The sequence below is a fragment of the Humiphilus diazotrophicus genome (genome assembly GCF_059726315.1).
The window spans coordinates 1,255,681-1,278,559 of the sequence record NZ_AP040870.1 but is presented as its reverse complement, the minus strand read 5'-3'; the positions used below and the strand labels follow the sequence as shown (position 1 = coordinate 1,278,559).

Genomic DNA, 22,879 nt, shown 5'->3' with positions numbered 1-22,879 from the left:
ATGCTTCCTCTAGAACATAAAATCGCGTTCTTACTATTTACGGTTATTACCGGGTTGTTAGGGCTGAGAGGTTTTTATCGCCTATACCGGCGTGTTCGAAGAGGCCGCAATGACTCGGACGAGCGTTTCGACAGGTTGCCTTCCCGGTTGTGGTATGCGCTGACGACAACATTGTTGCAGCGGCGAACCTTTCGCAAACGTCCTGTCGTCAGTTTTCTTCATGCGTTTATCTTCTATGGCTTCGTCTTTTATCTCCTCGTGAACTTGATCGATGGGATGGAAGGGTTCATCCCCTTTTCCATTCCATCGACCAATATATTGGCAAGCTTTTACAACCTTGCCGGCGACATCCTCAGCTTCCTGGTGCTGGTCGGTGTTGTCGCTTTGGTCGTTCGCAGATTCTTTCTGCCTGCCCGGAGAGATTTCATCTTCAATGAAAAGACGATATTGCACGAAGATGTGCAGCAGGGCTACATCCGCAGGGATTCATTAGTCGTTTCGGCATTTATTCTTTTTCACGTTGGCAGCCGGGCAATTGGAGAGGGGGCGAAGATTGCTCTCGAAGGTCCCGATCGGTTTCAGCCCTTTGCGACTTTTCTATCGCATGCTTTTAGTCCCGCAAACGCAGAGATCTGGAGAATCTTTGGCTATTGGGGTGCATTAGGAAGCGTTCTGGCTTTCTTGATGTACTTCCCCTACTCAAAGCATGTCCACATCTTCATGGCACCTCTCAAGTATTTGGTAGCACGTGAAACAGATTCGGGTGTATTACCCGCGCTGGATGTGAAGCTTGAGGCAGCAGTGGAAGTGGAGGATCAAAAGCTCGGTGCCAAGAAGTTGGAAGATCTTGGTTGGGCAAGATTGCTCGATGCCTATGCGTGCATTCAATGTAACCGCTGTCAGGATGTTTGCCCCGCATCAGCCACAGGGAAATCGCTAAGTCCGGCGGCTCTTGAAATTAATAAGCGAATGGAGCTGAACAGTCTGACGAAGGGGTCTTCTGGTTTTGAAGCCGGAGCTGCCAGCCCGCGTCCGTTGTTGGAATTTGCGCTTTCTCCTGAAGCTGCCTGGGCCTGTACGACTTGCGGAGCCTGCATGCAGGTTTGTCCTGTGCAGGACGAGCAAATGTTGGATATTGTGGATATTCGCCGCAACCAGGTGATGATGGAAGGGGAGTTTCCAACCCAGCTGCAAACGGCCTTTCGGGGGATGGAGCGCACGATGAATCCCTGGGGCATCAATCACGATCAGAGAATGGCCTGGGCTGAGGGTCTGAAGGTTCCCACAATTGCCGAAAATCCAGATCCCGATGTTCTCTATTGGGTTGGATGTGCTGCGAGTTATGATCCACAGTCGCAGAAGACGGCTCGCGCTCTTGTCCAGTTGTTAACGCGTGCGAAAGTGAATTATGCCGTCCTGGGAAAGAAGGAATGCTGTACGGGGGATACGGCACGTCGCACTGGAAACGAGTATCTATATAACCAGTTAGCGCACAAGAACATCGATACCCTGAATGCGGTTCGCCCAAAGGTTATCCTCGCAACCTGCCCACACTGTATGAACACGATCGGCAAAGAGTATCGGCAGCTTGGTGGCGTTTACAAGGTGATGCATCACTCGGAGTATCTGGAGTCCTTGGTGCGTGAAGGCAAGCTGGATGTTGAAGCGATGCCTGCGAGCGTAACCTATCATGACCCATGTTATTTGGGGCGCCACAATGGCGTGTACGACGCGCCACGCAATCTGTTGCATGTGCTTAGTAACGATGTCATCGAGCTTGGACGCAGCCGTGAAAACTCCTTCTGTTGTGGCGCCGGTGGTGGCCAGTTCTGGAAAGAAGAAGAGGCCGGTGCGGAACGAATTTCGAGTAATCGCTATCGAGAGGTGGAAGAACATCTCGCTTCGCGCGAGGGGACTAAGGTCCTGGCCGTAGGCTGCCCATTCTGTAAGAGCATGCTAGGTAGTACTCCGGGCAAAGATGAGAAGAATGAGGTTGCGATTAAGGATATTGCCGAGCTGTTGCTTGAAAGTGTTTTGAAGAAAGCAGGGGAGAGTCAAACCCCGAAGATAGAAGTTCCGTCGATACCGCAAGAGGTAGAAATTCCCGTCCTTTCTAACACCAAAGCGGGGAGTGAAGCCGTTACCCGTGTAGCGACAGAATCTATAACTAAAGCTTCTGTCACACCTCAAACGCCAAGCTCTACAGAAACGGCTACTCCTGTTGCTCCCGAGCGAAAGAAGTGGACTCCCAAGCAGCCTGCAAACATTGACAGTGCTTCGGAGGTCACCGCGGACATTTCGTCATCTTCTGTATCTGCCTCACCCAAGAGAGATGCTCCTCCGGTCGGCTCTTTGGAGCAGTCCGAGGCAAAGCCAGAAATGCAGGCTCCTCCTCGAAAGAAATGGGCTCCTAAAAGTCCAGGAAACACTGAGGAGATTGCTGGTGCAGCAAGGCCTAAAGAGAGTGCTTCTCCGTCCCCTCCAAGTATCTCGCCAAAAGGTGATAGTCCTTCTGCTGCTTCAGCGGAGGAAGTTGAAGCAACTCCAGAAATGAAAGCTGCTCCTCAGCGGAAGAAATGGACTCCCAAATCTTCCTCTGCAGAGAAAGCGCCTTTAGAGCCGGTTGAGCCGAAGTCCGATTAAGCTCTCTTGTTCCCGAGATTGCATGGAACTTGATTCCGGGCGGTACGACAGAGGTCTGGAAAGATGGAGTACCATTACGATTTCATTGTGATTGGTTCGGGCTTTGGAGGTAGTGTCTCTGCTTTGCGCTTGGCCGAAAAGGGATATCGCGTTGCTGTCTTTGAGCAGGGACGACGGTGGACAGCAGAGACTCTTCCTAAGAGTACGTGGAACTTACGCCGATGGATGTGGCGTCCGGCTTTGGGGATGCGTGGCTTCTTCGGTATGCGATTCTTCCGGCATCTGGTTGTCCTTCATGGTAATGCTGTAGGCGGGGGATCTATTACTTATGCAAACACGCTTCTGGTTCCTCCCGACTCTATCTGGAACCAGGGAAGCTGGGCGGGGCTAAAGGATTGGCAGCGGGTCATGCCTGAGCACTATTCCACTGCGAAGCGCATGCTTGGTGTTGCAACGAATCGTTGGTTAGGTCCTGCCGATTTGCGTCTCAAGGAGATGGCCAGAGCAATTGGCGTAGAACACAGTTTTTATCCCACGGAGGTGGGCGTCTTCTTTGGACAGGAAACGGATGTTCCTGGGAGCATTCATCCGGATCCCTACTTTGCAGGTGAGGGCCCCGAACGGGCTACCTGTACAGGGTGTGGCGGATGTATGGTCGGTTGCCGCTTTGGCGCAAAGAACTCTCTTGATAAGAACTATCTTTATCTGGCGGAAAAGAGAGGGGCGGAAGTAATTGCTGAGACGCAAGTGATCGATGTGTGCCCCTTGGCCGAAAGCGAGGATGGCTCGACTGGATACGAGGTTACGACCAAGTTCTTGGGCAGAGATTCAAAACGGCAGCATATCACGTGTCGTGGGGTTGTTTTTGCAGCGTCATCGTTAGGAACGCAGGAATTGTTGCTTCGGTTGAAAGACAAAAAGTCTCTGCCAAGAATTTCCGATGCGTTGGGGAAGCATGTCCGTACCAATGCCGAGTCGCTGATAGGAGTAAGATTTCCCGGTTCATCGCAAGATTTGTCGAAAGGAATTGCAATTGGGTCCGGTATCTATATCGATGAGCATACGCATATTGAAGCGACCCGCTATCCCAGCGGATCGGATGCGATGTCGTTTCTTACTACGGTAATGACACTCGGGAGACCTGATTGGACGCGTGCGTTTCTATGGCTCATTACTGTCGTGAAGATGCTGGTGCGCCGGCCGCTTCTCTTTTGGCGAATATCGGTACCGTTCGGCTGGGCAAGGGAGACGATGATCTTTCTCTGCATGCAGACACTTGATAAACATCTCACAATGAAATTGAAGCGGCCATGGTACTGGCCTTTTGCGAAGCAATTGACGACACACGGGGAAAAGATTCCAACCTTTATTCCTGCGGCAAACGAATTCGCTGTTAAGGCTGCGGCGGCTACTGGCGGAGCTCCCATGACGTCGATAACAGAAATTTTGTTTAATATTCCGATGACCGCACATTGCATAGGTGGGGCAGCGATTGGTCACAACCGCTTCGATGGCGTATGCGATGGAAAGAATCGGGTTTTTGGTTATCGCAATATGTATATCTGTGATGGCTCGGTATTAGGGTCTAATTTAGGCGTGAATCCAAGTCTTACCATTACCGCAATTACAGAACATGCAATGAGTCATATACCTCCTATTTCAGAGCAGAAGTGGGATGCCTTCGGAGAAGAGGTCTTTTAGATGCCAAGCCAGGCCCAAGCGGTCCCACGTTCTCAAGAAGCATTACGAGCGGTCTTCGAGACGCAAAAGCATGCCTTTACGCAATACGCTCCACTTATCTACAAAAAGCGAATAGAAGCGCTGGAACTTTTGCTCCAGAGTGTCTTGCGGAATGAAGATCTTCTGATAAGAGCTGTCCAGGCCGACTTCGGACAGAGATCTTCTTATGAGACGCGGCTGCTTGAGCTCTTTCCCCTTGTAGATGAGATTCGTTACACAAAACGTCATCTGCGGCAATGGATGCAGACACGGACTGTTCGCGTCAATTGGCAGTTCTTTCCTAGCCGCGCAAAGATCATTTATCAACCTCTCGGTGTGGTGGGCGTAATCGGAGCCTGGAATTATCCCATTCTATTAACGCTTTCACCATTGGTCGGAGCTATTGGGGCAGGTAATCATGTGATGCTCAAACCTTCGGAATTTGCTCCAGCCACGGCGAATGCTATAGCTCAATTGATTGGCGAGTCATTTCCCCCTGAATATGTTGCTGTTGTTCCCGGAGACAGCGAAGCGTCTGCTGCGTTTTCTGCGTTGCCTTTTGATCATCTGCTGTTCACTGGTTCGGGACGCGTGGGACGGCTGGTGATGAAGGCTGCTGCGGAGAATCTGACTCCGGTTACGCTCGAACTCGGTGGAAAATCTCCCGCCCTGATCCACAAATCCTATTCCATGGCTGTTGCCGCGGATCGTATATGTTCGGCGAAGTTCTGGAATGCCGGACAGACCTGCGTGGCCCCAGATTATGTTCTGGTTCCCTCGGGGAAGACCGAGGAGTTTCTTCGTCATGCTCAGAATGTGATTGTGAAACGCTTCTCGGGTGCTCTGGGAGACGGCGACTATACGCACATGATCAGCCCTTCGGCGTGGCATCGAATGCAGTGTCTTCTGGATGATGCGCGCAGAGGCGGAGCCCGGGTCATACAACCCAATCCCGTGAAGATGGGATTTCCTGCTGAGGGCGGAGCCTTTCCTCCTACGCTTCTTTTCGGTGTTAAAGACACAATGCGCGTGATGCAGGAGGAAATTTTCGGCCCTATCCTTCCTGTCGTCACATATTCTTCTCTTTATGAAGCGTTGACTTTCATAAATAGCAGGCCTCGCCCTCTGGCGTTGTATTACTTCGATAAGGATCGATTGAGGATCAAAAAAGTTCTGGAACAGTCAATCTCCGGCGGTGTAACTGTCAACGATTGCATCTTCCATCTGCCTCAACACTCACTGCCGTTTGGGGGCGTAGGGTCGAGTGGAATGGGCGCATATCACGGCTTCGACGGCTTCTCAACCTTTTCGAAAAAGAAGGGAGCTCTTGTTCAGAACGCCTTTGTCGGTGCGTTGCTGGCGAAATATTTCAAACCTCCCTACAGCTCATGGTCGAATCGCATGATCTCCTTGCTGATTGGACGAAAGAAAGACAAAGGTGCACGAAGGATGGAGTTAGGACGAGAGTAGCCAAAACCTTGAAATCCTATTCTTTGCTCGGTAGCCAGGAAGGTTTGCGCTTCTCGAGAAAGGCCGTTATCCCCTCGTGAAAGTCCGGATGTCTACGTGCCTCCAGATTGGCTTCCAAAGCCTGTTCAATGTGTAAATCGAGTTGTGGAAGCGATTGGGATAACAATAATTGCTTAGTCTGCAACATTGCAGCTGGGCTGTTCTTCAAAAGTTCGCGTGCGAAGGCATTGGCCCGTTGCATTGCAGTAACTTCGGCGATGACCTCAGTTACCAGCCCCAATTCGTAGGCTTCCCGTGCGTCAAAGAGCCGTCCTGTAAGCAGGAGACTCCGTGCCTTCTTCTCCCCAACCTGCAAACGAAGAAATGCTGAAACCAATGCCGGAATGAATCCTATTTTTACTTCGGTGTACCCAAATTTTGCTTCGGGTACTGCGAAGGTGAAGTCGCACAAAGTAGCTAATCCGGTTCCCCCGGCAATGGCATGTCCGTTTACCGCCGCGATGGTAATGAGGGGAAGGGAATATAGAGTCCGGAAGAGCTGTGCCAGATTACGTGCGCTGACTTCCTGCTCGGCTATGGATGTGGCTGCCATAGCTTGCAATTCCGATAAATCTAGTCCCGCACAAAACGCAGAACCTGCCCCAGTGAGGATGACGATCTGTGCCGTACCGCTAGAAGCCGACTCCAGAGCTGCCAGGAGTTCCTCCTGCATCTTGGGAGTGAGCGCATTGCGACGCTCAGGACGATTCATCGTAATGGTGAGAATGCTCTCGGCTTCGTGCGTTAGTAAGGTTTCGTAAGACATGGCGTTTACCGTACTGCTGTCTGAGCAACCGGCTTTCCGTATTTTCGTGCAAATTCACGCGTAAGGCCGATAAGACTATCGAGAGGCGTGATCTCTGGCAATTCGGCGCCAAGTTTTCTCAGTACTTCAATTGCGGTTTCGGTAGCGATATTGCTTACCAGTTCGTCCTGAGCAAAGGGGCATCCCCCTAAGCCTCCGATTGCCGTATCGAAGCGGCGGCAACCAGCATCATAAGCTGCCTGAATCTTTGCCGCGGCATTTGTTGGCTTTGCGTGCAGATGGATTCCGAGTTCGATTTCGTCGTCAAGGGAGTCGCGAACTGCGGTGAAAACCTTACTCACCAATTCCGGAGTTGCCAATCCGACTGTATCGGCTAATGAGATCTGTTGCACTCCGCTTTCCGCCATCAGCTCGCAGGCACCGATGACCTCCTCTATATTCCATACCTCGCCATAGGGGTTTCCGAAGGCCATGGAAAGATAGGCGACCATTTCCAGGCCCGCCTTATACGACACTTCACCGATACTTTCCAGTGCGTCCAAGGCCTCTTCTGCCGATTGGTTCTGGTTCCTCTGCAAAAATTCCGTTGAGACAGAATAGGGGAACCCTAAGGTATTGACCGTCTCTGTTGCGATCGCCCGAAAAGCACCTTTTTGATTGACCACAATCCCGATAACCTCTACCTCTTCCGGTGGGTTGAGGAAGGCGAGTACTCGTTCGGAATCTGCCATCTGCGGAACGGCTTTGGGCGAGACAAAGCTGACCGCGTCGATCTGCTGAAATCCCGCTGCTATCAGCATACGAAGATAGTCGGCCTTAACCTCCGTCGGAATTTCCTTGGGCAGTCCCTGCCAAGCATCGCGAGGGCATTCAATCAGCTTTACCTTATTCGTCATCTGGCTTCCTTCAAGGAGCTTAGGTTTGTATTGCTCCTGGATTGAATTCTGCCACATCGGGGTTGAGGCTGGCTGCTTCCAGAGCTGTAATCAGGACCGAGCGTGTTTGGGCAGGGTCGATGATTGCATCGATCCACAATCTTGCCGCTCCGTAGCGAGGGTCCGCCTGGGAGTCATACGTGCTCTTGATTTCATCGTAGATCTGTTTACGTTCGTCCTCTGTGATCGTCCGTCCGCTCCGTTCCAATTGCTTTACCCGTATTTCGACGAGAGTGCTGGCCGCTGAACCTCCACTCATTACCGCGTACCGCGCTGTGGGCCATGCGAAGAGGAAACGTGGGTCGTAGGCTTTGCCGCACATTGCATAGTGTCCTGCTCCAAAACTTCCGCCAAGAATGACGGAGATCTTGGGTACGACGGAATTCGAGACGGCACTAACCATCTTGGCTCCTGCACGGATGATGCCATTCTGTTCCGCATCGCGGCCTACCATGAAGCCATTGACGTCATGAAGAAAGATGAGCGGAATCAGGCTTTGATTGCAGTCCATGATGAAGCGAGCTGCCTTTTCTGCGCTTTCGGTGTAAATGACCCCCCCGAATTCTGTTCGCCGGTCTCCTCCTGGCGCGATCCTCGTTTGATGAGACTTCTGGTTTGCAACAATGCCTACGGCAAAACCGCCGATACGCGCATAGCCGCAGACAAGGGTCCGTCCATATTCGGCTCGATACTCATCGAAGGCAGACCCGTCTATGATACGGGCGATTACCTCCCTGACATCGTAGGTGTTGGTGGCAGCACGGCTGGGATCGGGATCGATCAGCCCGTAAAGCTCTTCTGCAGGATAGAGCGGGGCATCTTTATCAGGATCGAATGGACGGCGATCGAATGGCCCTCCGGGACGGCGGCCTAGTTTATCGACCAGAGAGCGCAGGCGTGCAATGCAGGATTGATCGTCCGGTTCTTTGAAGTCGATGGTACCGGAGATTTCTGCATGCATAGCTGCTCCGCCTAACTCTTCTGCATCGGCCTTCTGACCGATGGCTGCCTGCACTAACGCAGGGCCAGCAAGGAAGAGTCCGCTGCCTTCCGTCATCAGGATTGTGTCCGTCATTACCGGAAGATATGCTCCGCCTGCTACACACATTCCCATGATTGCCGTGATCTGAGGGATATTTCGCGAGGACATCACGGCGTTATTTCGAAAGACGCGGCCAAAGTCGTCCTGGTCTGGAAAGACGTCTTCCTGTAGCGGGAGAAAGACACCTGACGAATCGACCAAATAGAGAGTCGGAATCCGGTTCTCCAGTGCAATAGACTGAGCACGGAGGACCTTTTTGGCTGTCATGGGAAAGAAGGCTCCTGCCTTCACCGTAGCGTCATTGGCAACAATCATGACCAGCTTACCGCAGACGCGCCCCAGTCCGGCGATTACACCAGCAGTGGGTGCACCACCCCACTCCTCGTACATTTTATGTGCGGCGTAAAGCCCCAATTCAAGAAACGATGTGCCTGGGTCCAGCAGCAAATCTAATCTCTCACGTGCTGTCAACCGCTTCTTTCCATGTTGTACTTCAATTGCCTTCGGCCCGCCGCCCATTCGAATTGTGGCTTCTTCCTGCTCTAGGGTTGCGAGCAGCGACACCAGGGCCTGGTGATTGCTCCGAAAACGAGGAAGTTCTTTATTAAGTTTTGAAACCAGAATGTTATTGGAAACAGGTCCTGGCATTGGGTTTTCTATCGTAACTTCAGGAGTCTTTGCCTTCGCTGTTGACCGTAAGCTATTCATTTGAATCTTTGGCTACTTCAGTATTTCTCGCGCGATTACCATGCGCTGAATCTCACTGGTACCTTCTCCAATGGTGCACAACTTTACATCTCGATAAAACTTTTCTGCAGGGAAGTCTTTGATGAATCCATAGCCGCCGTGAATTTGGACGCATTCGTCGCAGATGCGAACCGCCGCCTCGCTCGCAAACAGTTTCGCCATCGAGGATTCAAGAGTCGTTTTGCACCCGGCATTTTTCAGGCGGGCTGCATGCAGGGTTAATTGCCGGGCTGCTTCAAGCTGGGTGGCCATATCGGCAAGCTTGAATTGAATAGCCTGAAACTCGCTGATAGGTCTGCCGAATTGTTGGCGCTCCGTTGCGTAGTGGAGTGCAGCATCGAGTGCTCCGTGGGCAATGCCTAGTGATAATGCTGCAATAGAAATTCTGCCGCCGTCCAGGACTCTCATAGCGTCGATGAACCCTTCACCCTCTGCCCCTATGCGATTCTCGTCCGGAACGAAGCAATCTTCAAAAATCAGCTCAGAGGTATCCGAGGCCCTGAGGCCTAGTTTGTTTTCCTTCTTCCCGGCCCGAAATCCTGCGGTGTCCTTCTCTATTACGAATGCGGTGAAGCCATGGCTCTTTTTCGATCGATCTGTGACTGCGATGACAACTGCACAGTCGGCATGTCCGGCATTAGTAATGAAAGTCTTGGTGCCATTGAGTATCCATCCGTTACCACTGCGTACTGCAGTGGTACGTGCTCCGAGGGCATCGGAGCCTGATCCGGGTTCGGTCAGGGCCCAACTGCCCAACCATTCTCCCGAAGCGAGCCTGGACACCCAGCGCTGTCGCTGTTCCGGATTCCCCGCGAGGAAGATATGGTTTGTGCATAGAGAATTATGTGAAGCGACGATGATACCGATTGAGCCGTCGACACGCGACAACTCTTCGATTGCCAGCACATATTCGACATAGCCCATTCCACTTCCGCCCAACTCAGGAGGAAAGATAATTCCCAGCAGTCCCATGTTTCCTAGTTGTCGTACCACTTCGCAGGGAAACTTACTTGTCTCATCCCATTCGCTAACATGCGGCGCTATTTCGGTCTGGGCAAAGCGTCGGATTACTCGACACAGCTCCTGTTGTTCTTCTGTTAATTCGGCGATGTTGTTTCGTGTCATGAATTGCTCCCGGGGATAGAAGCCAATGTTCGACGCGGCAAAACTGCACTTCTTTATTGTTCGAAGGGAGTATTGCACCTGAAGAGTAAGATGCACAATTCAAATGTGAAAGTGAAAACAGATTTCATTTCCCAATCGTAAGAAAAAAGTGTTATTGTCCTTCGATGTTATGGCAATCGACCTTCCCCGCCGTGCCAACCATCCGGTAGAGCTCGATCATATTTCCTGGAAGATTATTGAAGAGTTACAGGAAGATGCACGTCTCTCCTGGGCCGAACTTGGTCGTAGAGTTGGACTTACTACTCCTGCAGTTGCCGAGAGAGTACATCGTTTGCAGTCGTTGGGAGTCATTCGCGGGTTTCATGCGGACGTCTGTCCTAAGAAACTTGGTGTCCCAATGCTGGTCTTTGTGCGGCTCACCATAGCCCGCGTAGAACAGGAGTTGAAGCGCTTTCTCGCCGTCTCCAGCCAATGGGAGGAAGTGGTGGAATGTCACCGGGTAACAGGGTCGGAGTCCTTCATCCTCAAGGCGCAAGTGACCTCTGTAGAGCATTTGGAGAGCTTTATCGATAGGCTGGCTCGCTTTGGTGCAACGGCAACTTCTACGGTGTTGTCGTCTTCGGTTAGCCGCCGCACCATAACACGTAAAGCCGTAGAGAAGGCAAATCTGGATTCGTAACCGATCCGGAGCATAAGTGACACAGGCAGGTAAAGAATGATAAACAAACTGTGGGATAGTGCCTCCGCCGCCTTAGCAGGAGTAGTACGCGATGGAATGCTTCTCGCCATAGGCGGTTTCGGTCTGTGCGGTATCCCTGAAGCTTTGATTGCCGCTTTGCGTGATAGTGGTGTTAAGAACCTCACCGTAGCCAGTAACAATGCAGGCGTCGATGGTTGGGGTTTAGGTGTGCTTCTCGAAACAAGACAGATTCGCAAAATGATCTCCAGCTATGTCGGAGAAAATGCTGAATTCGAAAGACAATTTCTTCATGGGGAACTTGAGGTAGAGTTTGTGCCGCAGGGGACTCTTGCGGAACGAATGAGGGCAGGTGGCGCCGGCATCCCAGGATTCTATACTCGGACCGGTGTCGGCACTGTTGTTGCAGAGGGTAAAGAGCATAAGGAATTCGATGGTGTTACATACATCCTCGAGCGAGGTCTTCGTGCCGATGTAGCCTTGGTGAAAGCCTGGAAGGCGGATCTTTACGGCAATCTGGTCTTTCGCCGTACGGCACGCAACTTCAATCCTGTTGCTGCAACATGTGGTGAGATCACCATCGCCGAGGCTGAAATTGTCGTCGAACCTGGAGTGCTTGATCCTGACGAAGTACATACTCCTGGAATCTTTGTGCATAGGCTGGTTCACAATCCTACGCCGGAACGGCGCATCGAACGTAGAACGATAAGAAAGGCCTAGTTACTATGCCATGGACACGTTGTCAGATGGCCGAACGTGCAGCTGCGGAGCTACAGGACGGTTACTACGTCAATCTTGGGATAGGAATGCCGACACTGGTGGCCAATTACATTCCCAACGGCATGACGGTCATTCTGCAGTCAGAGAATGGATTGCTCGGAATGGGGCCTTTCCCGCTCGAAAGAGAGGTGGATCCTGACCTTATTAACGCGGGAAAGGAAACCGTTACTTTTATCGATGGAGCGTCTATCTTTTCTAGCGCGGATTCCTTCGCGATGATCCGAGGCGGCCACATCGATCTTGCGATTCTCGGTGCGATGCAGGTCTCCGAAGATGGAGATCTTGCCAACTGGATGATTCCAGGGAAGAGAGTTAAGGGTATGGGAGGGGCCATGGATCTTGTCTCCGGCGTTCAGCACGTACTGATTATGATGGAGCACAATGCGCAGGATGGCAGCCCGAAGATTCTACCCAAGTGTACTTTGCCGCTCACCGGTGCCGGAGTGGTGAAACGAGTTATCTCCGACCTGTGCGTCATGGATATTACTCCCGAGGGAATTGTTGTTACTGAATTGGCTGAAGGAGTCTCTTGCGAAGAAGTAGCAAAACGCACAGGAGTTTCGGTTCGGTTCCAGCTTTCGTAATTGATCTTCATCTGAATCTATGAATGAACAGCTCGCGTTACAAACCCTATGTTGTGAGTATGACGGAGATATTGCCGTCGTGACACTTAATCGGCCCGCCTCTCTGAATGCCCTCAACGCTACGATGTTCGATGAACTGGAGCTTTTGTTCTTGCGTTTACGGAACGATGCCTCTGTTCGTGTCATCCTGCTTACCGGATCGGGAGACCGGGCCTTTGCTGCCGGAGCAGACATCCGGGAACTCGTACATACAAATTCGGATACTGGCAGGACACTTTCTCTACGCGGCCAGCAGGTTTTCACTGAAATCGAACGTTGTGGCAAGCCGGTTATTGCCTGCATTAACGGTGCGGCTCTTGGTGGCGGCTGCGAGTTAGCGCTGGCTTGCACCTTACGGATCGCCAGCGACAAAGCTGTATTAGGGTTGCCGGAGGCAAAGCTGGGACTTATCCCCGGTTATGGCGGCACTCAGCGGTTGTCCCGGCTGGTTGGAAGATCTGTTGCGTTACGCATGATGTTAACTGCGCAAAGCGTAAATGCCGAAGAGGCATTAGGCATTGGCCTCGTAGACGAAATTGTCCCTGCTACTGAGTTGATGAGCAGAGCCCGGGGTTTAGCCGCATCGATTGTCAAAGTAGCTCCGCTGGCAATCTCCGGAATCCTGCAGGCGACAGCGCGAGGCGAAGATCGATCCCTGGAAGAGGGGCTCATTGCGGAAACGGAGATATTCGGTCACTTATGTGACACCGCTGACAAGAATGAAGGCATAACGGCTTTTCTTGAAAAGCGCCAAGCCAGTTGGCAGGGGAAATAGCGATGAAGGAAATCGTAATCGTATCGGCAGCTCGTACGGCGGTCGGAAAATTCCTCGGTGGATTGAGTGATATTCCTGCAACCCAGCTAGGCGCAATCGTAGTTCGTGAAGCTATGCATCGGGCCAGCTTGTCTCCGGACTTGGTTGATGAGTGCATCATGGGTTGCGTACTGCCTGCGGGGTTAGGTCAGAATCCGGCTCGACAAGCGGCTCTTAGTGGTGGGGCCGCCGATAGTGTCGCTGCAATAACTGTCAACATGGTGTGCGGGAGCGGGCTGAAAGCTGTGGCCTTGGGAGCTCAAGCGATCATGACTGGCGACGCCGAGATCGTTGTTGCCGGAGGAATGGAGTCGATGTCGAATGCTCCGTATTTACTTCCTCAGGCTCGTAAAGGGCTTCGTATGGGAGATGGAAGTGTCGTCGATTCTTTGATTAAGGATGGTTTGTGGTGCGCATGCGAGGATCATCACATGGGGATGGCTGCCGAACTCGTCAGTGAAAAGCATGGCTTCACCCGCGAACAGCAGGATGCCTATGCCGTTGAGTCACATCGGCGTGCAACTTTGGCTAGAAAAGAAGGTCGATTCCGTCAGGAGATTGTTCCTGTAAGCATTCCAGGCAAGAAAGGTACAACTACTACTTTTGATTCGGACGAGAGTATTCGAGAAGAGGCAACGCTGGAGACTTTGGCAACACTGCGTCCGGCATTCAAAAAAGATGGAACAGTGACAGCAGGGAATTCCCCGGGAGTGAATGATGCCGCTGCTGCAGTCGTCCTCATGTCTCGGGAGCGGGCTGACGCTTTAGGATTGAGACCCATGGTCCGCATCAAGGCTCAGGCACAAAGCGGTGTCGCTCCAAAGTGGGTTATGCTTGCTCCTGTGGTTGCCGTTACAAACCTTCTGGAAAAGGCCGGCTGGCGAAAAGAGGATGTGGACCTTTACGAGTTGAATGAAGCTTTCAGCGTCCAGGCTCTCGGAGTAACAAAAGAGCTCGGATTGAATTTTTCGAATGTAAATGTGAATGGCGGATCGGTTGCTATAGGCCATCCTATTGGAGCCAGTGGTGCGCGAGTCTTGGTGACACTGATTCACGAGATGATTCGGCGCGACGCCAAAAAGGGAGTAGTTTCACTGTGCCTCGGAGGAGGCAATGCTGTTGCGCTTGCTGTGGAACGTTAGATTATTTCCCTCAAAGATGTAGATCAGGTCACAGTAGCTTACGCGGCTTGTGATTAACGCTTGATTCAGACGGTAATAAAGTGGGAGCACGTTGGGAATGCAAAATCCTTTCTGGGACTTTGTGTCCAAATGGTGGAGCCTTATGAGCTGTGCCGCCTGGACTTTTTTTGCCCTCTGGACTCTCTTATATAATCCAACAGCTAAGAGCCAGAAAGCAGCCTATTTCGCCCTTGCTGTCTTTTCCTGGAACTGGGCTCTGCTGCAAACAATTTATCGGCAGCACAAGGAGATAAAGAAGTTCAACGCTATTCCTCCCGAGATAAAGATCACCATAGAGAGTGTTGTGATGCATAGAACAGGAGACGAAGAATATAGATGGAGGAACGGTGAGCTTTTTGTTCAGGTCTCAGCAGTACTTTCGAATCTTAACGCCATAAAAGTAGACTATTCGGCGCAACTCGTTTTTCGTGGGGCGGTCTTAGCACTAACCGCCATAAAAGATTTGGAGAGGTGGGAGCTTATCGAGCGGCGTTATTTCAAACAGCTTGGGCAAGACATAAGGCAGAATTTCGTTATAAATCCGGTCGCGCTCACCGAAGACCTCTCCCGCTCAAGGAGAAATGAAGGGTGGCTCCATTTCCAAATCGAAGGTATGGGCGAAACAGAGGTCGCAAAGAGAACGCTGAGACTATATGCAACATCGAAGAGCGGAGAGTGTCACGTCGACGAGGAACTGGCAAAACATCACGTCGTTCGATCCGATGCCTCTAGTCTCGTGGCGGTGAAAAAATGTATTCCTGGGCAGCAACTGGGTTCTTGTACTCCATCACCGGAGCATGATCCGGCTAATTATCTCGAATCTGAGGACAAAGACGATTAAGGCCGATTTATGATTGCTTAGCAGGCACAGACATGGATAAACATGAAGCGAAAGAGCAAGATATCTTAGACGGAGTCCTAAGCTCACACCCTGATTTCCTGTATCCAGGTTTGATTTGGAGAAGAGGGAATGTACGTCCAGACTTCGTCGCCAATCTACCCAATGGCCAGAGGATCGGCTTAGAACTCACTGAGTGGCTACATCCAATCGAAACTGAAGCTTCCATCAGAAAGCAGGAAAGAAGATCAAAACTCGAATTCAGTTTGGAGCGATTTCGGGACCACTACAGACCGAGGCACTTCGGTTCAATAATGATCTGGCCAAAGCTTACAGAGGATCTATTTCGCGGAAAGCATCCCTATAACTCGGATTCGCCAAGCGCAGCGGAATTTTGTGAACAGTTCAAAGAGTTTGTTCAGATGAATGATGTTTCGGCCTTGGAAGGTTGCGAGTCAGCACTGCGGGTCACTGATTTTTCACCTTATCCACTTTTGAGAGAACATCTATTCGAAATCGTGTTCACACCCAAAAGAACATATCCCTCAGAATGGACGCATTGGAGATCGGAGACGCGCTGGATCAAATTTGGGCTTGAAACATCAACATATGATGTCGGAAAGTCGGCACAGAGCCTACTTGATTGCCTGCGTAAAAAGACGAAGATGTATGGAGGAATTCGTGAACAAAAAGACTTAGTGGAGCTGGTTTTGCTAGTCCACTACGGAATAAAGGGGCTTATTCACAATACGCCTTTTAGATGTATGAAGCAGGAAGCTTCTGACCTGGAGCAAATCCGAAAGATCACAGGTACTGAGCTGAAAAGCAACCCGGGAAAATTTAATCGAGTATACCTCTATCTTGCCTTTAACGAAGGGCCCCTGTTTCAAATCTATTAGGCACGGAAAGAAAGGCAAAAAATGGGATATCGAAATTGTTCTGCCTAGGTGGTGCAAAATAATGGCTGGATAGAGGCAAAACAATTCCGGCAGGCACGCGGCTTTTCTCCAAAGAAAGCCGCTCTTTGCTGCCTTCTGCGAATCTATACCTATGCGGGAAATGCTCCAGAGCTATTGCCAATGAGCTATTTCGGAGCCATGCGTAGAGCGCCATCGAGTCGGATTATCTCTCCATTCAGCATTGTGTTTTCGCAGATAGCCGCCACCAGTGCCGCGAATTCTTTCGGCTTGCCAAGTCTTGAGGGGAAGGGCACGGCTTGAGCAAGAGATTCTTGAATTTCTGCGGAGAAGCCAGCCATCATTGGCGTCATGAAGACTCCAGGTGCGATTGCTACGACGCGAATGCCATTGCGGGCAAGTTCACGCGCCGCGGGCAGTGTCATCCCTGCGACACCTGCTTTCGATGCGGCATATGCAATTTGTCCGATCTGTCCTTCAAAGGCTGCAATGGAAGCCGTGTTGATGATGACTCCACGTTCGCCATCTTCCATTGGCTCATTCTTCATCATTGCGGCGGCTGCCAGGCGAAGCATGTTGAATGTGCCGATGAGATTGATCGTGATTGTTCGGGCAAAGCTTTCAAGGGTGTGCGGCCCATTTCGTCCAACAATCTTTTCACTTGGTGCAATACCTGCGCAGTTGATTAGTCCGTGCAGCGCTCCGAAGAGAGATCTGGCCGTTTCCACCGCATTTATTCCGTCGGCTTCTTGTGTAACATCTGTTGGAACAAAAGCGACATTGGCCCCTAATGTTGCGGCGAGGCTGTCTCCCGCAGGGTTGACATCGGCAAGAACGACTTTGGCCCGCTGTTCCACCAGCATACGAGCGGTAGCTTCTCCCAGCCCGGATGATGCTCCTGTTACGAGGAAAACTTTCTTCTCAATCTGCATTGTTGCTCCAGCGGAACCAGGAAATTTTAGCGAGTCTGATATTGCGTGGATTGAAGCAGGTTCCGCGCGATGATAACGTGCATGATTTCATTCGTACCTTCCAGAATCTGGTGGACCCGCAGGTCGCGAACGATCTTTTCGATGCCGTAATCAACGAGGTAACCGTACCCGCCGAAGAGCTGAAGGGCCTCATTGGCAATTTTGAATCCTGTGTCTGTGACGAATCTTTTCGCCATCGCACAAAGTGTGGTTGCGTTGCGATCTTTGTTTTCCAGTGCCGAGGCAGCGCGCCAAAGAAATGTTTGTGCTACCTCCAATTCTGTCGCCATATCGGCTAAGCGAAATTGGAGCGCCTGGAAATCTGCAAGCTTGTGCCCAAAGGCATGGCGCTCTTGAAGGTATGCTGTGGACTTTTCCAGCGCAGTTCTGGCACCCCCAAGAGAACAGGCAGCAATATTAAGCCTGCCTCCATCAAGAGCCGACATGGCAATTTTGAATCCAGAGCCTTCTGCTCCGATCAGATTACTTGCCGGAACGTGTACGTCATCGAGAATTACCTGGCATGTTGGCTGCGCATTCCATCCCATCTTTTTTTCATGCGGACCAAAAGAAAGGCCTTCGGTACTTTTCTCCACGATGAAAGAGGAGATACCTTTGGGTCCGTCGTCTCCGGTCCGTGCCATGACGATATATATATCTGCTGCGCCTGCTCCTGAGATGAATTGCTTCACTCCATTCAGGATGTAGATGTCACCATCCTTCTTTGCACGAGTGGAAAGCGCGGAAGCGTCTGAACCAACCGCTGGTTCAGAAAGGCAGTAAGCTCCCAAGGATTGGAATCCACAAAGCTTTGGGAGGAATTGCTGGCGTTGTTCTGTGTTGCCGAATTTATCGAGAATCCATGCCACCATATTGTGAACGGAAAAGTATCCGGCGATGCACGGACAGGACATGGCCAGACCGTCGTAGATTAATACTCCGTCCAAGCGGCTCAGAGCGCTGCCGCCAACATCTTCGGAGACACAAATACCACCCATCCCTAGTTTGGCGGCTCTCTGGATTACCTCGGTCGGAAAGTATTTCTCCTGATCCCAGGTGAGCGCATGAGGAGCAATTGCATCTTGTCCAAAGGAAATCGCCAGGTTATGAATGGCCTTTTGCTCTGCGGTGAGCGCAAACTGGTCAGTTCTGCTGAATTCAGTCATAGGTTCGCGGAAGAAGCTTAAAAGTTGTCTGTTGTATCGACCCGATGCCTATTCGGGAATATACAGGTCGACGTATTCATTGACTGGCATCTCTTCGAAGGCGTGCTGTTCACGAGATGCTTCGATAATCCTGGTTTGCTGTGCGGTGGAGAAGCGTCGGGCAAGATTCCTCTCGAACTTTGCCTGCAGCAGTGGAATTCCATCTGCACGCCGCCGTTTATGCCCGATCGGATATTCGACAGTTTGTTCCAGAACCGTTCCATCTGTGAGTTCTACTCGCAGAGAGTTTGCGATCGAGCGTTTCTCCGGATCGTGATAATCCCTGGTGAAGGATGGATTTTCTTCACAGACCGTCTTATCTCTGAGCTCATCAATACGAGGGTCTGCCGCTACGTTATCTTCGTAATCGACTGCAGCCAGGCGCCCGAAGATAAGAGGAATTGCGATCATATATTGGATGCAATGGTCTCGATCTGCGGGGTTGTGAAGAGGACCTTTCTTGTCGATAATTCTCAAACACGCTTCATGGGTGTAGATCGTTATCTTCGAGATGTCTGCTGCAGATCTTCCTTGATTCTCTAACTCCTCTTTGAGCGTCATTGCCGCTTCTATTGCAGTTTGAGCGTGGAACTCGGCGGGATAGCTGATTTTGAAGAGAACATTCTCCATGACATAAGAGCCATAGGGGCGCTGGAAGGCGAACTCTTTGCCTTGAAAACAGACGTCGTAGAATCCCCAGCGCTTCGCTGTGAGTACGGAAGGATATCCAATTTCCCCTGTACGGGCAATTAGCGCCAGGCGCACGGCACGGCTGGTTGCATCTCCGGCTGCCCAGCTTTTTCTCGGTCCAGTGTTAGGTGCATGACGATAAGTCCGCAAACTTTGCCCGTCAAGCCATGCATGGGAGAGTGCTGCGATTGTCTGATCGTAGGTTAAACCTAGCAGCTGACTTACAACAGCAGTGGATGCGACCTTTACGAGAACGACATGGTCAAGTCCAACCTTGTTGAAAGAGTTCTCGAGAGCAATGCATCCTTGAATCTCGTGCGCCTTAATCATCGCTGTAAGGACCTGCTTCATCTTGAGCGGTGGTTCTCCGTTGGCGACAGCTTGTCTCGATAGCCAATCTGCAACAGCCAGGATGCTACCCAGATTATCGGAGGGATGCCCCCATTCAGCTGCGAGCCAAGTGTCGTTGTAGTCCAGCCAGCGGATCATGGTTCCCAGATTGAAGGCTGCTTGTACAGGATCAAGTTCGAAGGGGGTTCCTGGAACTTTAGCTCCATTCAATACAGTAATGCCCGGGACAAGAGGCCCGAGCAGTTTTGTGCATGCTGGATATTCAAGAGCTTCGAGAGCGCAGCCCAAGCTGTCAATCAGGCATAGCCTTGCCGTCGTATATGCCAATTCGCTCTGAATGTTGTAGTGGAAGATGTAATCGGCAAGATCGACGAGAACTTTGTCGGGGGCCGGACGTTCGCTGCTTACACCGTGAGGCAACTTTCCCTCCCAATCGAAATGGACCTTTGCTACGAGTGGTTATCGACGTTCTCTTAAGGGAATGAAGGTACGTTCTTCAGGTCCCGTGTAGTTCGCAGAAGGGCGAATGATCTTGCCGTCCTGGCGTTGTTCGATGATGTGTGCAGACCAACCTGCTGTTCTTGAAATTGCAAACAGTGGGGTAAATAGGAGTGTGGGCACACGCATAAGGTGGTAGGAGACAGCACTAAACCAATCGAGATTGGGAAACATGTGCTTTGCGTCCCACATCACTGTTTCGATTCTTTCCGCAACATCGTAAAGACGCGTGTCTAATGCCTCGGAGGCGAGATTCCGGGCCACTCCCTTGATGATGTCACTGCGGGGGTCGCACGTAGTGTAAACCGGATGCCCAAAGCCGATGACGACTTCCCGTGCTTCAATGCGTTTGCGGATATCCGTTTCTGCTTCTTCGGGAGTGGCATATTGGCTCTGGATGGCGAGTGCGACTTCATTGGCACCTCCATGCTTAGGGCCTTTCAGAGCACCGATAGCTCCCGTAATACAGGAGTAAATATCCGAGCCCGTTCCGGCAATCACCCGTGCGGTAAAGGTGGAGGCATTGAATTCGTGTTCGGCATAGAGGATCAACGAAGTCTCCATTGCCGAGATCCATTGCTCAGAGGGTGTGGTCCTGTGCAGCAGGTGTAAGAAGTGACCAGCGATAGAGGAGTCGTCTGTGTCGACGTCGATCCGCTTGCCGTTCCTGGAGAAATGATGCCAATAGAGAAGTGCCGATGGTAGAGAAGCGAGGAGCATATCGGCGATGTCACGAGCCTCGGCCGGTTTGTGGTCGTCCCTCTCCGGCAACATGCAGCCTAGCGCTGTGACATAAGTACGCAGCACATCCATGGGGTGAGTTCCGGCGGGAAGTAGTTCGAGGGCGTCTTTGATCCTGGCAGGCAGGCCCCGAAGAGCTTGCAGTTTAGTTTTGTAATTTGTCAATTCAACAGGATTAGGAAGTTTCCCGTGAATGAGGAGGTATGCTACTTCTTCAAAACCGCATGCCGTCGCGAGATCGGCGATATTGTAACCGCGATAGTGTAGGTCATTTCCGTGGCGTCCAACGGTACAAAGGGCTGTATTGCCTGCAACGGTTCCCGAGAGTGCGACAGACTTCTTCGGCTTGAAGGGAATCTCTGGTGGGTTGGGGATGAACTCACGCATGCGTCTCTCCGACAATCAAGATTGATATAGGCAGTTATCGGTCTTTAGTCTTCTCTTTTTCTTTGGCGAATAATTCGTCCAGCTTATTTTCGTAAGCGTGGTAATTAAGAAAACGGTACAACTCCTCGCGTGTTTGCATTGCAGGAAGCATGTTCCGTTGCGAGCCTTCGGCGCGAATCGTTTCGTAGACCTTGAGAGCTGCAGCGTTCATCGCCCGATAAGCCGAACAGCAATAGAGGATAATGTCCACATCTGCGTTTGCCAACTCTTCTTTTGTAAATAGTGGAGATTGACCAAATTCGGTGATATTTGCAAGAATGGGAACCCCGGCTGCCTTCCTGAATTCCGAGTACATCGATAGCTCTGTTACGGCCTCTGCAAAGATCATGTCAGCTCCTGCTTCGGCATATGCGGCTGCGCGATCGATCGCTGCCTGTAGGCCTTCCTTTGCCAGAGCATCTGTACGCGCCATGATGACAAACTCAGGGTCAGTGCGTGCATCGACGGCAGCGCGGATTCGGTCAATCATCTCCTCTGTGCTTACAACTTCCTTGCCAGGTCTGTGACCGCAACGTTTCGTGCTGACCTGATCTTCCATGTGAACGGCAGAAGCGCCAGCTTTGATCATCGATTGGATCGTACGCGCGATATTGAAAGCTCCGCCCCATCCGGTATCAATGTCGACAAGAAGCGGCAAGGAGGAAACGTCTGTGATACGTCGAACATCGACGAGTACATCCTCCATTGTGCTGATTCCGAGGTCGGGTATACCGAGTGAATTTGCCGCGACGCCTCCTCCCGAGAGATAGAGTGCCTTGAAGCCCGTGGCTTCTGCCATCAATGCGGTGTATGCATTGATGGCACCGACCACCTGAAGGGGTTTTTCATCGTTGACTGCCTGCCGGAAGCTTATGCGAGGACTATTACCAGAGTTCTTTGCTAGCATGAATGCCTCTTGATCCGTTGACCTGCCTCTTCAAAAATGAACGACAGATGGGTTCTTGGTCAATAGATAGGACCTGAGAGCGGACAGAATTGGTGGGGAGTGTGCAAATGTAGCAAGAGCCAACCATGATAGAGGTAAAAGGGAGAAGAGCCCCGTTCCTTGTCAAGGCTGATGTTTTGTTCTCTCTCCGAATCGCGGGATTCGTTCTAGAGTCCTCTTAGGTAAAGAGCTGCCGTAAAGAGTGCCGATGAAAGAATCGAGGCTGCTGTTCGAATGTGATTCCAAACAACCCAGGCCTTCAGATAGTGTTGCCAGAAAGAAATAATCTGTACTGATTCCGAGTTTGAGGCGAGCCGATTGTTCAGCGGCACATTAAAGGCGGCAGTAACACCAATGCTTCCTATTAAATAGAGCAGGCTGGCAAGAAAGACGAGTTTGGCTGCTGTGGTATTCCAGTTAAATAGAGAACCTATGCCTGTGATAGTGCAAAGAAGCCCGGTTCCCATAAAGACGGTCATGAAGCTGGCATTCATGACACTTACATCGATGGATCTCATGACGGCAATTCCTTCTGATGGAGAGACACGTGCGAGCGCAGTCATCACGAACGAAGAAAATGCATAGAAGATTCCGCCGACGATTCCACTACCAATTGCAGCAGCGAAGACAAGCATAACTGAAAGATGTGTCTTGTTCATGTTGTCCGGTTCCGAACTGAGATGGATTGCAATGCAATTTGCACGCTTCTTTACGG

At 51.3% G+C, this 22,879-nt stretch carries 20 protein-coding genes; 10 read left to right on the top strand and 10 right to left on the bottom strand.

Annotated features, from left to right (window positions below):
- From AC6I7T_RS06630 to AC6I7T_RS06620, 3 genes are all read left to right on the top strand, one after another.
- Positions 1–2,643 carry a (Fe-S)-binding protein gene (locus AC6I7T_RS06630; RefSeq protein ID WP_497792546.1) on the top strand — a complete coding sequence of 881 codons (2,643 nt, stop codon included), beginning with the start codon at positions 1–3 and terminating at the stop codon, positions 2,641–2,643.
- Between the two features lie 63 nt (positions 2,644–2,706).
- Positions 2,707–4,344, top strand: coding sequence for a cholesterol oxidase (gene choxAB / locus AC6I7T_RS06625; RefSeq protein ID WP_497792545.1), 1,638 nt, complete (start codon positions 2,707–2,709; stop codon positions 4,342–4,344).
- Positions 4,345–5,832 carry a coniferyl aldehyde dehydrogenase gene (locus AC6I7T_RS06620; protein WP_497792544.1) on the top strand — a complete coding sequence of 496 codons (1,488 nt, stop codon included), beginning with the start codon at positions 4,345–4,347 and terminating at the stop codon, positions 5,830–5,832.
- 16 nt (positions 5,833–5,848) lie between these two features.
- On the opposite strand, the gene AC6I7T_RS06615 is transcribed toward AC6I7T_RS06620, so the two are convergent.
- Genes AC6I7T_RS06615 through AC6I7T_RS06600 form a run of 4 tightly spaced genes read right to left on the bottom strand, consistent with a single transcriptional unit; the run spans position 5,849 to position 10,486 of the window.
- The gene (locus tag AC6I7T_RS06615) at positions 5,849–6,637 is read right to left on the bottom strand and encodes an enoyl-CoA hydratase/isomerase family protein (RefSeq protein WP_497792543.1); all 789 of its coding nucleotides are present in this window, start codon (positions 6,635–6,637) and stop codon (positions 5,849–5,851) included.
- 5 nt (positions 6,638–6,642) lie between these two features.
- Positions 6,643–7,533 (bottom strand): hydroxymethylglutaryl-CoA lyase-like TIM-barrel protein, encoded by an 891-nt coding sequence (locus AC6I7T_RS06610; protein WP_497792542.1) that lies wholly within the window; start codon positions 7,531–7,533, stop codon positions 6,643–6,645.
- A 19-nt stretch (positions 7,534–7,552) separates the two neighbouring features.
- On the bottom strand, positions 7,553–9,322 hold the full coding sequence (locus AC6I7T_RS06605) for an acyl-CoA carboxylase subunit beta (RefSeq protein ID WP_497792541.1): 1,770 nt from the start codon (positions 9,320–9,322) through the stop codon (positions 7,553–7,555).
- Positions 9,323–9,334: 12 nt separating this feature from the next.
- Complete coding sequence (locus tag AC6I7T_RS06600) at positions 9,335–10,486, bottom strand: acyl-CoA dehydrogenase (protein ID WP_497792540.1); 1,152 nt, start codon at positions 10,484–10,486, stop codon at positions 9,335–9,337.
- Positions 10,487–10,640: 154 nt separating this feature from the next.
- Between AC6I7T_RS06600 and AC6I7T_RS06595 the strand changes: the two genes are divergently transcribed.
- From AC6I7T_RS06595 to AC6I7T_RS06565, 7 genes are all read left to right on the top strand, one after another.
- On the top strand, positions 10,641–11,165 hold the full coding sequence (locus AC6I7T_RS06595) for an Lrp/AsnC family transcriptional regulator (RefSeq protein WP_497792539.1): 525 nt from the start codon (positions 10,641–10,643) through the stop codon (positions 11,163–11,165).
- 36 nt (positions 11,166–11,201) lie between these two features.
- Positions 11,202–11,903, top strand: a complete 702-nt coding sequence (locus AC6I7T_RS06590) for a CoA transferase subunit A (RefSeq protein WP_497792538.1) — start codon at positions 11,202–11,204, stop codon at positions 11,901–11,903.
- A 5-nt stretch (positions 11,904–11,908) separates the two neighbouring features.
- The gene (locus AC6I7T_RS06585) at positions 11,909–12,547 is read left to right on the top strand and encodes a CoA transferase subunit B (RefSeq protein WP_497792537.1); all 639 of its coding nucleotides are present in this window, start codon (positions 11,909–11,911) and stop codon (positions 12,545–12,547) included.
- 79 nt (positions 12,548–12,626) lie between these two features.
- A complete protein-coding gene (locus tag AC6I7T_RS06580) occupies positions 12,627–13,361 on the top strand; it encodes an enoyl-CoA hydratase/isomerase family protein (RefSeq protein ID WP_497792536.1) in 735 nt (244 codons plus the stop codon).
- 2 nt (positions 13,362–13,363) lie between these two features.
- Positions 13,364–14,542 carry an acetyl-CoA C-acetyltransferase gene (locus AC6I7T_RS06575; RefSeq protein WP_497792535.1) on the top strand — a complete coding sequence of 393 codons (1,179 nt, stop codon included), beginning with the start codon at positions 13,364–13,366 and terminating at the stop codon, positions 14,540–14,542.
- Positions 14,543–14,639: 97 nt separating this feature from the next.
- Positions 14,640–15,422 carry a hypothetical protein gene (locus AC6I7T_RS06570; RefSeq protein WP_497792534.1) on the top strand — a complete coding sequence of 261 codons (783 nt, stop codon included), beginning with the start codon at positions 14,640–14,642 and terminating at the stop codon, positions 15,420–15,422.
- A gap of 32 nt (positions 15,423–15,454) precedes the next feature.
- A complete protein-coding gene (locus AC6I7T_RS06565) occupies positions 15,455–16,318 on the top strand; it encodes a hypothetical protein (protein WP_497792533.1) in 864 nt (287 codons plus the stop codon).
- A 185-nt stretch (positions 16,319–16,503) separates the two neighbouring features.
- Here AC6I7T_RS06565 and AC6I7T_RS06560 read toward each other — a convergent pair whose 3' ends face one another.
- From AC6I7T_RS06560 to AC6I7T_RS06535, 6 genes are all read right to left on the bottom strand, one after another.
- A complete protein-coding gene (locus tag AC6I7T_RS06560) occupies positions 16,504–17,268 on the bottom strand; it encodes a 3-hydroxyacyl-CoA dehydrogenase (RefSeq protein WP_497792532.1) in 765 nt (254 codons plus the stop codon).
- A gap of 26 nt (positions 17,269–17,294) precedes the next feature.
- Positions 17,295–18,473, bottom strand: a complete 1,179-nt coding sequence (locus AC6I7T_RS06555; protein WP_497792531.1) for an acyl-CoA dehydrogenase family protein — start codon at positions 18,471–18,473, stop codon at positions 17,295–17,297.
- Positions 18,474–18,521: 48 nt separating this feature from the next.
- On the bottom strand, positions 18,522–19,973 hold the full coding sequence (locus tag AC6I7T_RS06550; protein WP_497792530.1) for a bifunctional 2-methylcitrate dehydratase/aconitate hydratase: 1,452 nt from the start codon (positions 19,971–19,973) through the stop codon (positions 18,522–18,524).
- Between the two features lie 39 nt (positions 19,974–20,012).
- Positions 20,013–21,179, bottom strand: coding sequence for a bifunctional 2-methylcitrate synthase/citrate synthase (prpC, locus tag AC6I7T_RS06545; protein ID WP_497792529.1), 1,167 nt, complete (start codon positions 21,177–21,179; stop codon positions 20,013–20,015).
- 34 nt (positions 21,180–21,213) lie between these two features.
- On the bottom strand, positions 21,214–22,125 hold the full coding sequence (gene prpB / locus AC6I7T_RS06540; RefSeq protein ID WP_497792528.1) for a methylisocitrate lyase: 912 nt from the start codon (positions 22,123–22,125) through the stop codon (positions 21,214–21,216).
- Between the two features lie 206 nt (positions 22,126–22,331).
- The gene (locus tag AC6I7T_RS06535; RefSeq protein WP_497792527.1) at positions 22,332–22,823 is read right to left on the bottom strand and encodes an anthrone oxygenase family protein; all 492 of its coding nucleotides are present in this window, start codon (positions 22,821–22,823) and stop codon (positions 22,332–22,334) included.
- Between the last annotated feature and the right edge of the window lie 56 nt (positions 22,824–22,879).

Excerpts from the sequence above, each read along its gene's own strand:
- AC6I7T_RS06610 (WP_497792542.1), bottom strand. The coding sequence starts at position 7,533 with ATGACGAATAAGGTAAAGCTGATTGAATGCCCTCGCGATGCTTGGCAG.
- prpB (WP_497792528.1), bottom strand. The coding sequence starts at position 22,125 with ATGCTAGCAAAGAACTCTGGTAATAGTCCTCGCATAAGCTTCCGGCAG.
- AC6I7T_RS06615 (WP_497792543.1), bottom strand. The coding sequence starts at position 6,637 with ATGTCTTACGAAACCTTACTAACGCACGAAGCCGAGAGCATTCTCACC.
- AC6I7T_RS06630 (WP_497792546.1), top strand. The coding sequence starts at position 1 with ATGCTTCCTCTAGAACATAAAATCGCGTTCTTACTATTTACGGTTATT.
- choxAB (WP_497792545.1), top strand. The coding sequence starts at position 2,707 with ATGGAGTACCATTACGATTTCATTGTGATTGGTTCGGGCTTTGGAGGT.
- prpC (WP_497792529.1), bottom strand. The coding sequence starts at position 21,179 with ATGCGTGAGTTCATCCCCAACCCACCAGAGATTCCCTTCAAGCCGAAG.
- AC6I7T_RS06585 (WP_497792537.1), top strand. The coding sequence starts at position 11,909 with ATGCCATGGACACGTTGTCAGATGGCCGAACGTGCAGCTGCGGAGCTA.
- AC6I7T_RS06535 (WP_497792527.1), bottom strand. The coding sequence starts at position 22,823 with ATGAACAAGACACATCTTTCAGTTATGCTTGTCTTCGCTGCTGCAATT.
- AC6I7T_RS06600 (WP_497792540.1), bottom strand. The coding sequence starts at position 10,486 with ATGACACGAAACAACATCGCCGAATTAACAGAAGAACAACAGGAGCTG.
- AC6I7T_RS06565 (WP_497792533.1), top strand. The coding sequence starts at position 15,455 with ATGGATAAACATGAAGCGAAAGAGCAAGATATCTTAGACGGAGTCCTA.
- AC6I7T_RS06555 (WP_497792531.1), bottom strand. The coding sequence starts at position 18,473 with ATGACTGAATTCAGCAGAACTGACCAGTTTGCGCTCACCGCAGAGCAA.
- AC6I7T_RS06620 (WP_497792544.1), top strand. The coding sequence starts at position 4,345 with ATGCCAAGCCAGGCCCAAGCGGTCCCACGTTCTCAAGAAGCATTACGA.
- AC6I7T_RS06560 (WP_497792532.1), bottom strand. The coding sequence starts at position 17,268 with ATGCAGATTGAGAAGAAAGTTTTCCTCGTAACAGGAGCATCATCCGGG.
- AC6I7T_RS06570 (WP_497792534.1), top strand. The coding sequence starts at position 14,640 with ATGCAAAATCCTTTCTGGGACTTTGTGTCCAAATGGTGGAGCCTTATG.
- AC6I7T_RS06605 (WP_497792541.1), bottom strand. The coding sequence starts at position 9,322 with ATGAATAGCTTACGGTCAACAGCGAAGGCAAAGACTCCTGAAGTTACG.
- AC6I7T_RS06575 (WP_497792535.1), top strand. The coding sequence starts at position 13,364 with ATGAAGGAAATCGTAATCGTATCGGCAGCTCGTACGGCGGTCGGAAAA.
- AC6I7T_RS06590 (WP_497792538.1), top strand. The coding sequence starts at position 11,202 with ATGATAAACAAACTGTGGGATAGTGCCTCCGCCGCCTTAGCAGGAGTA.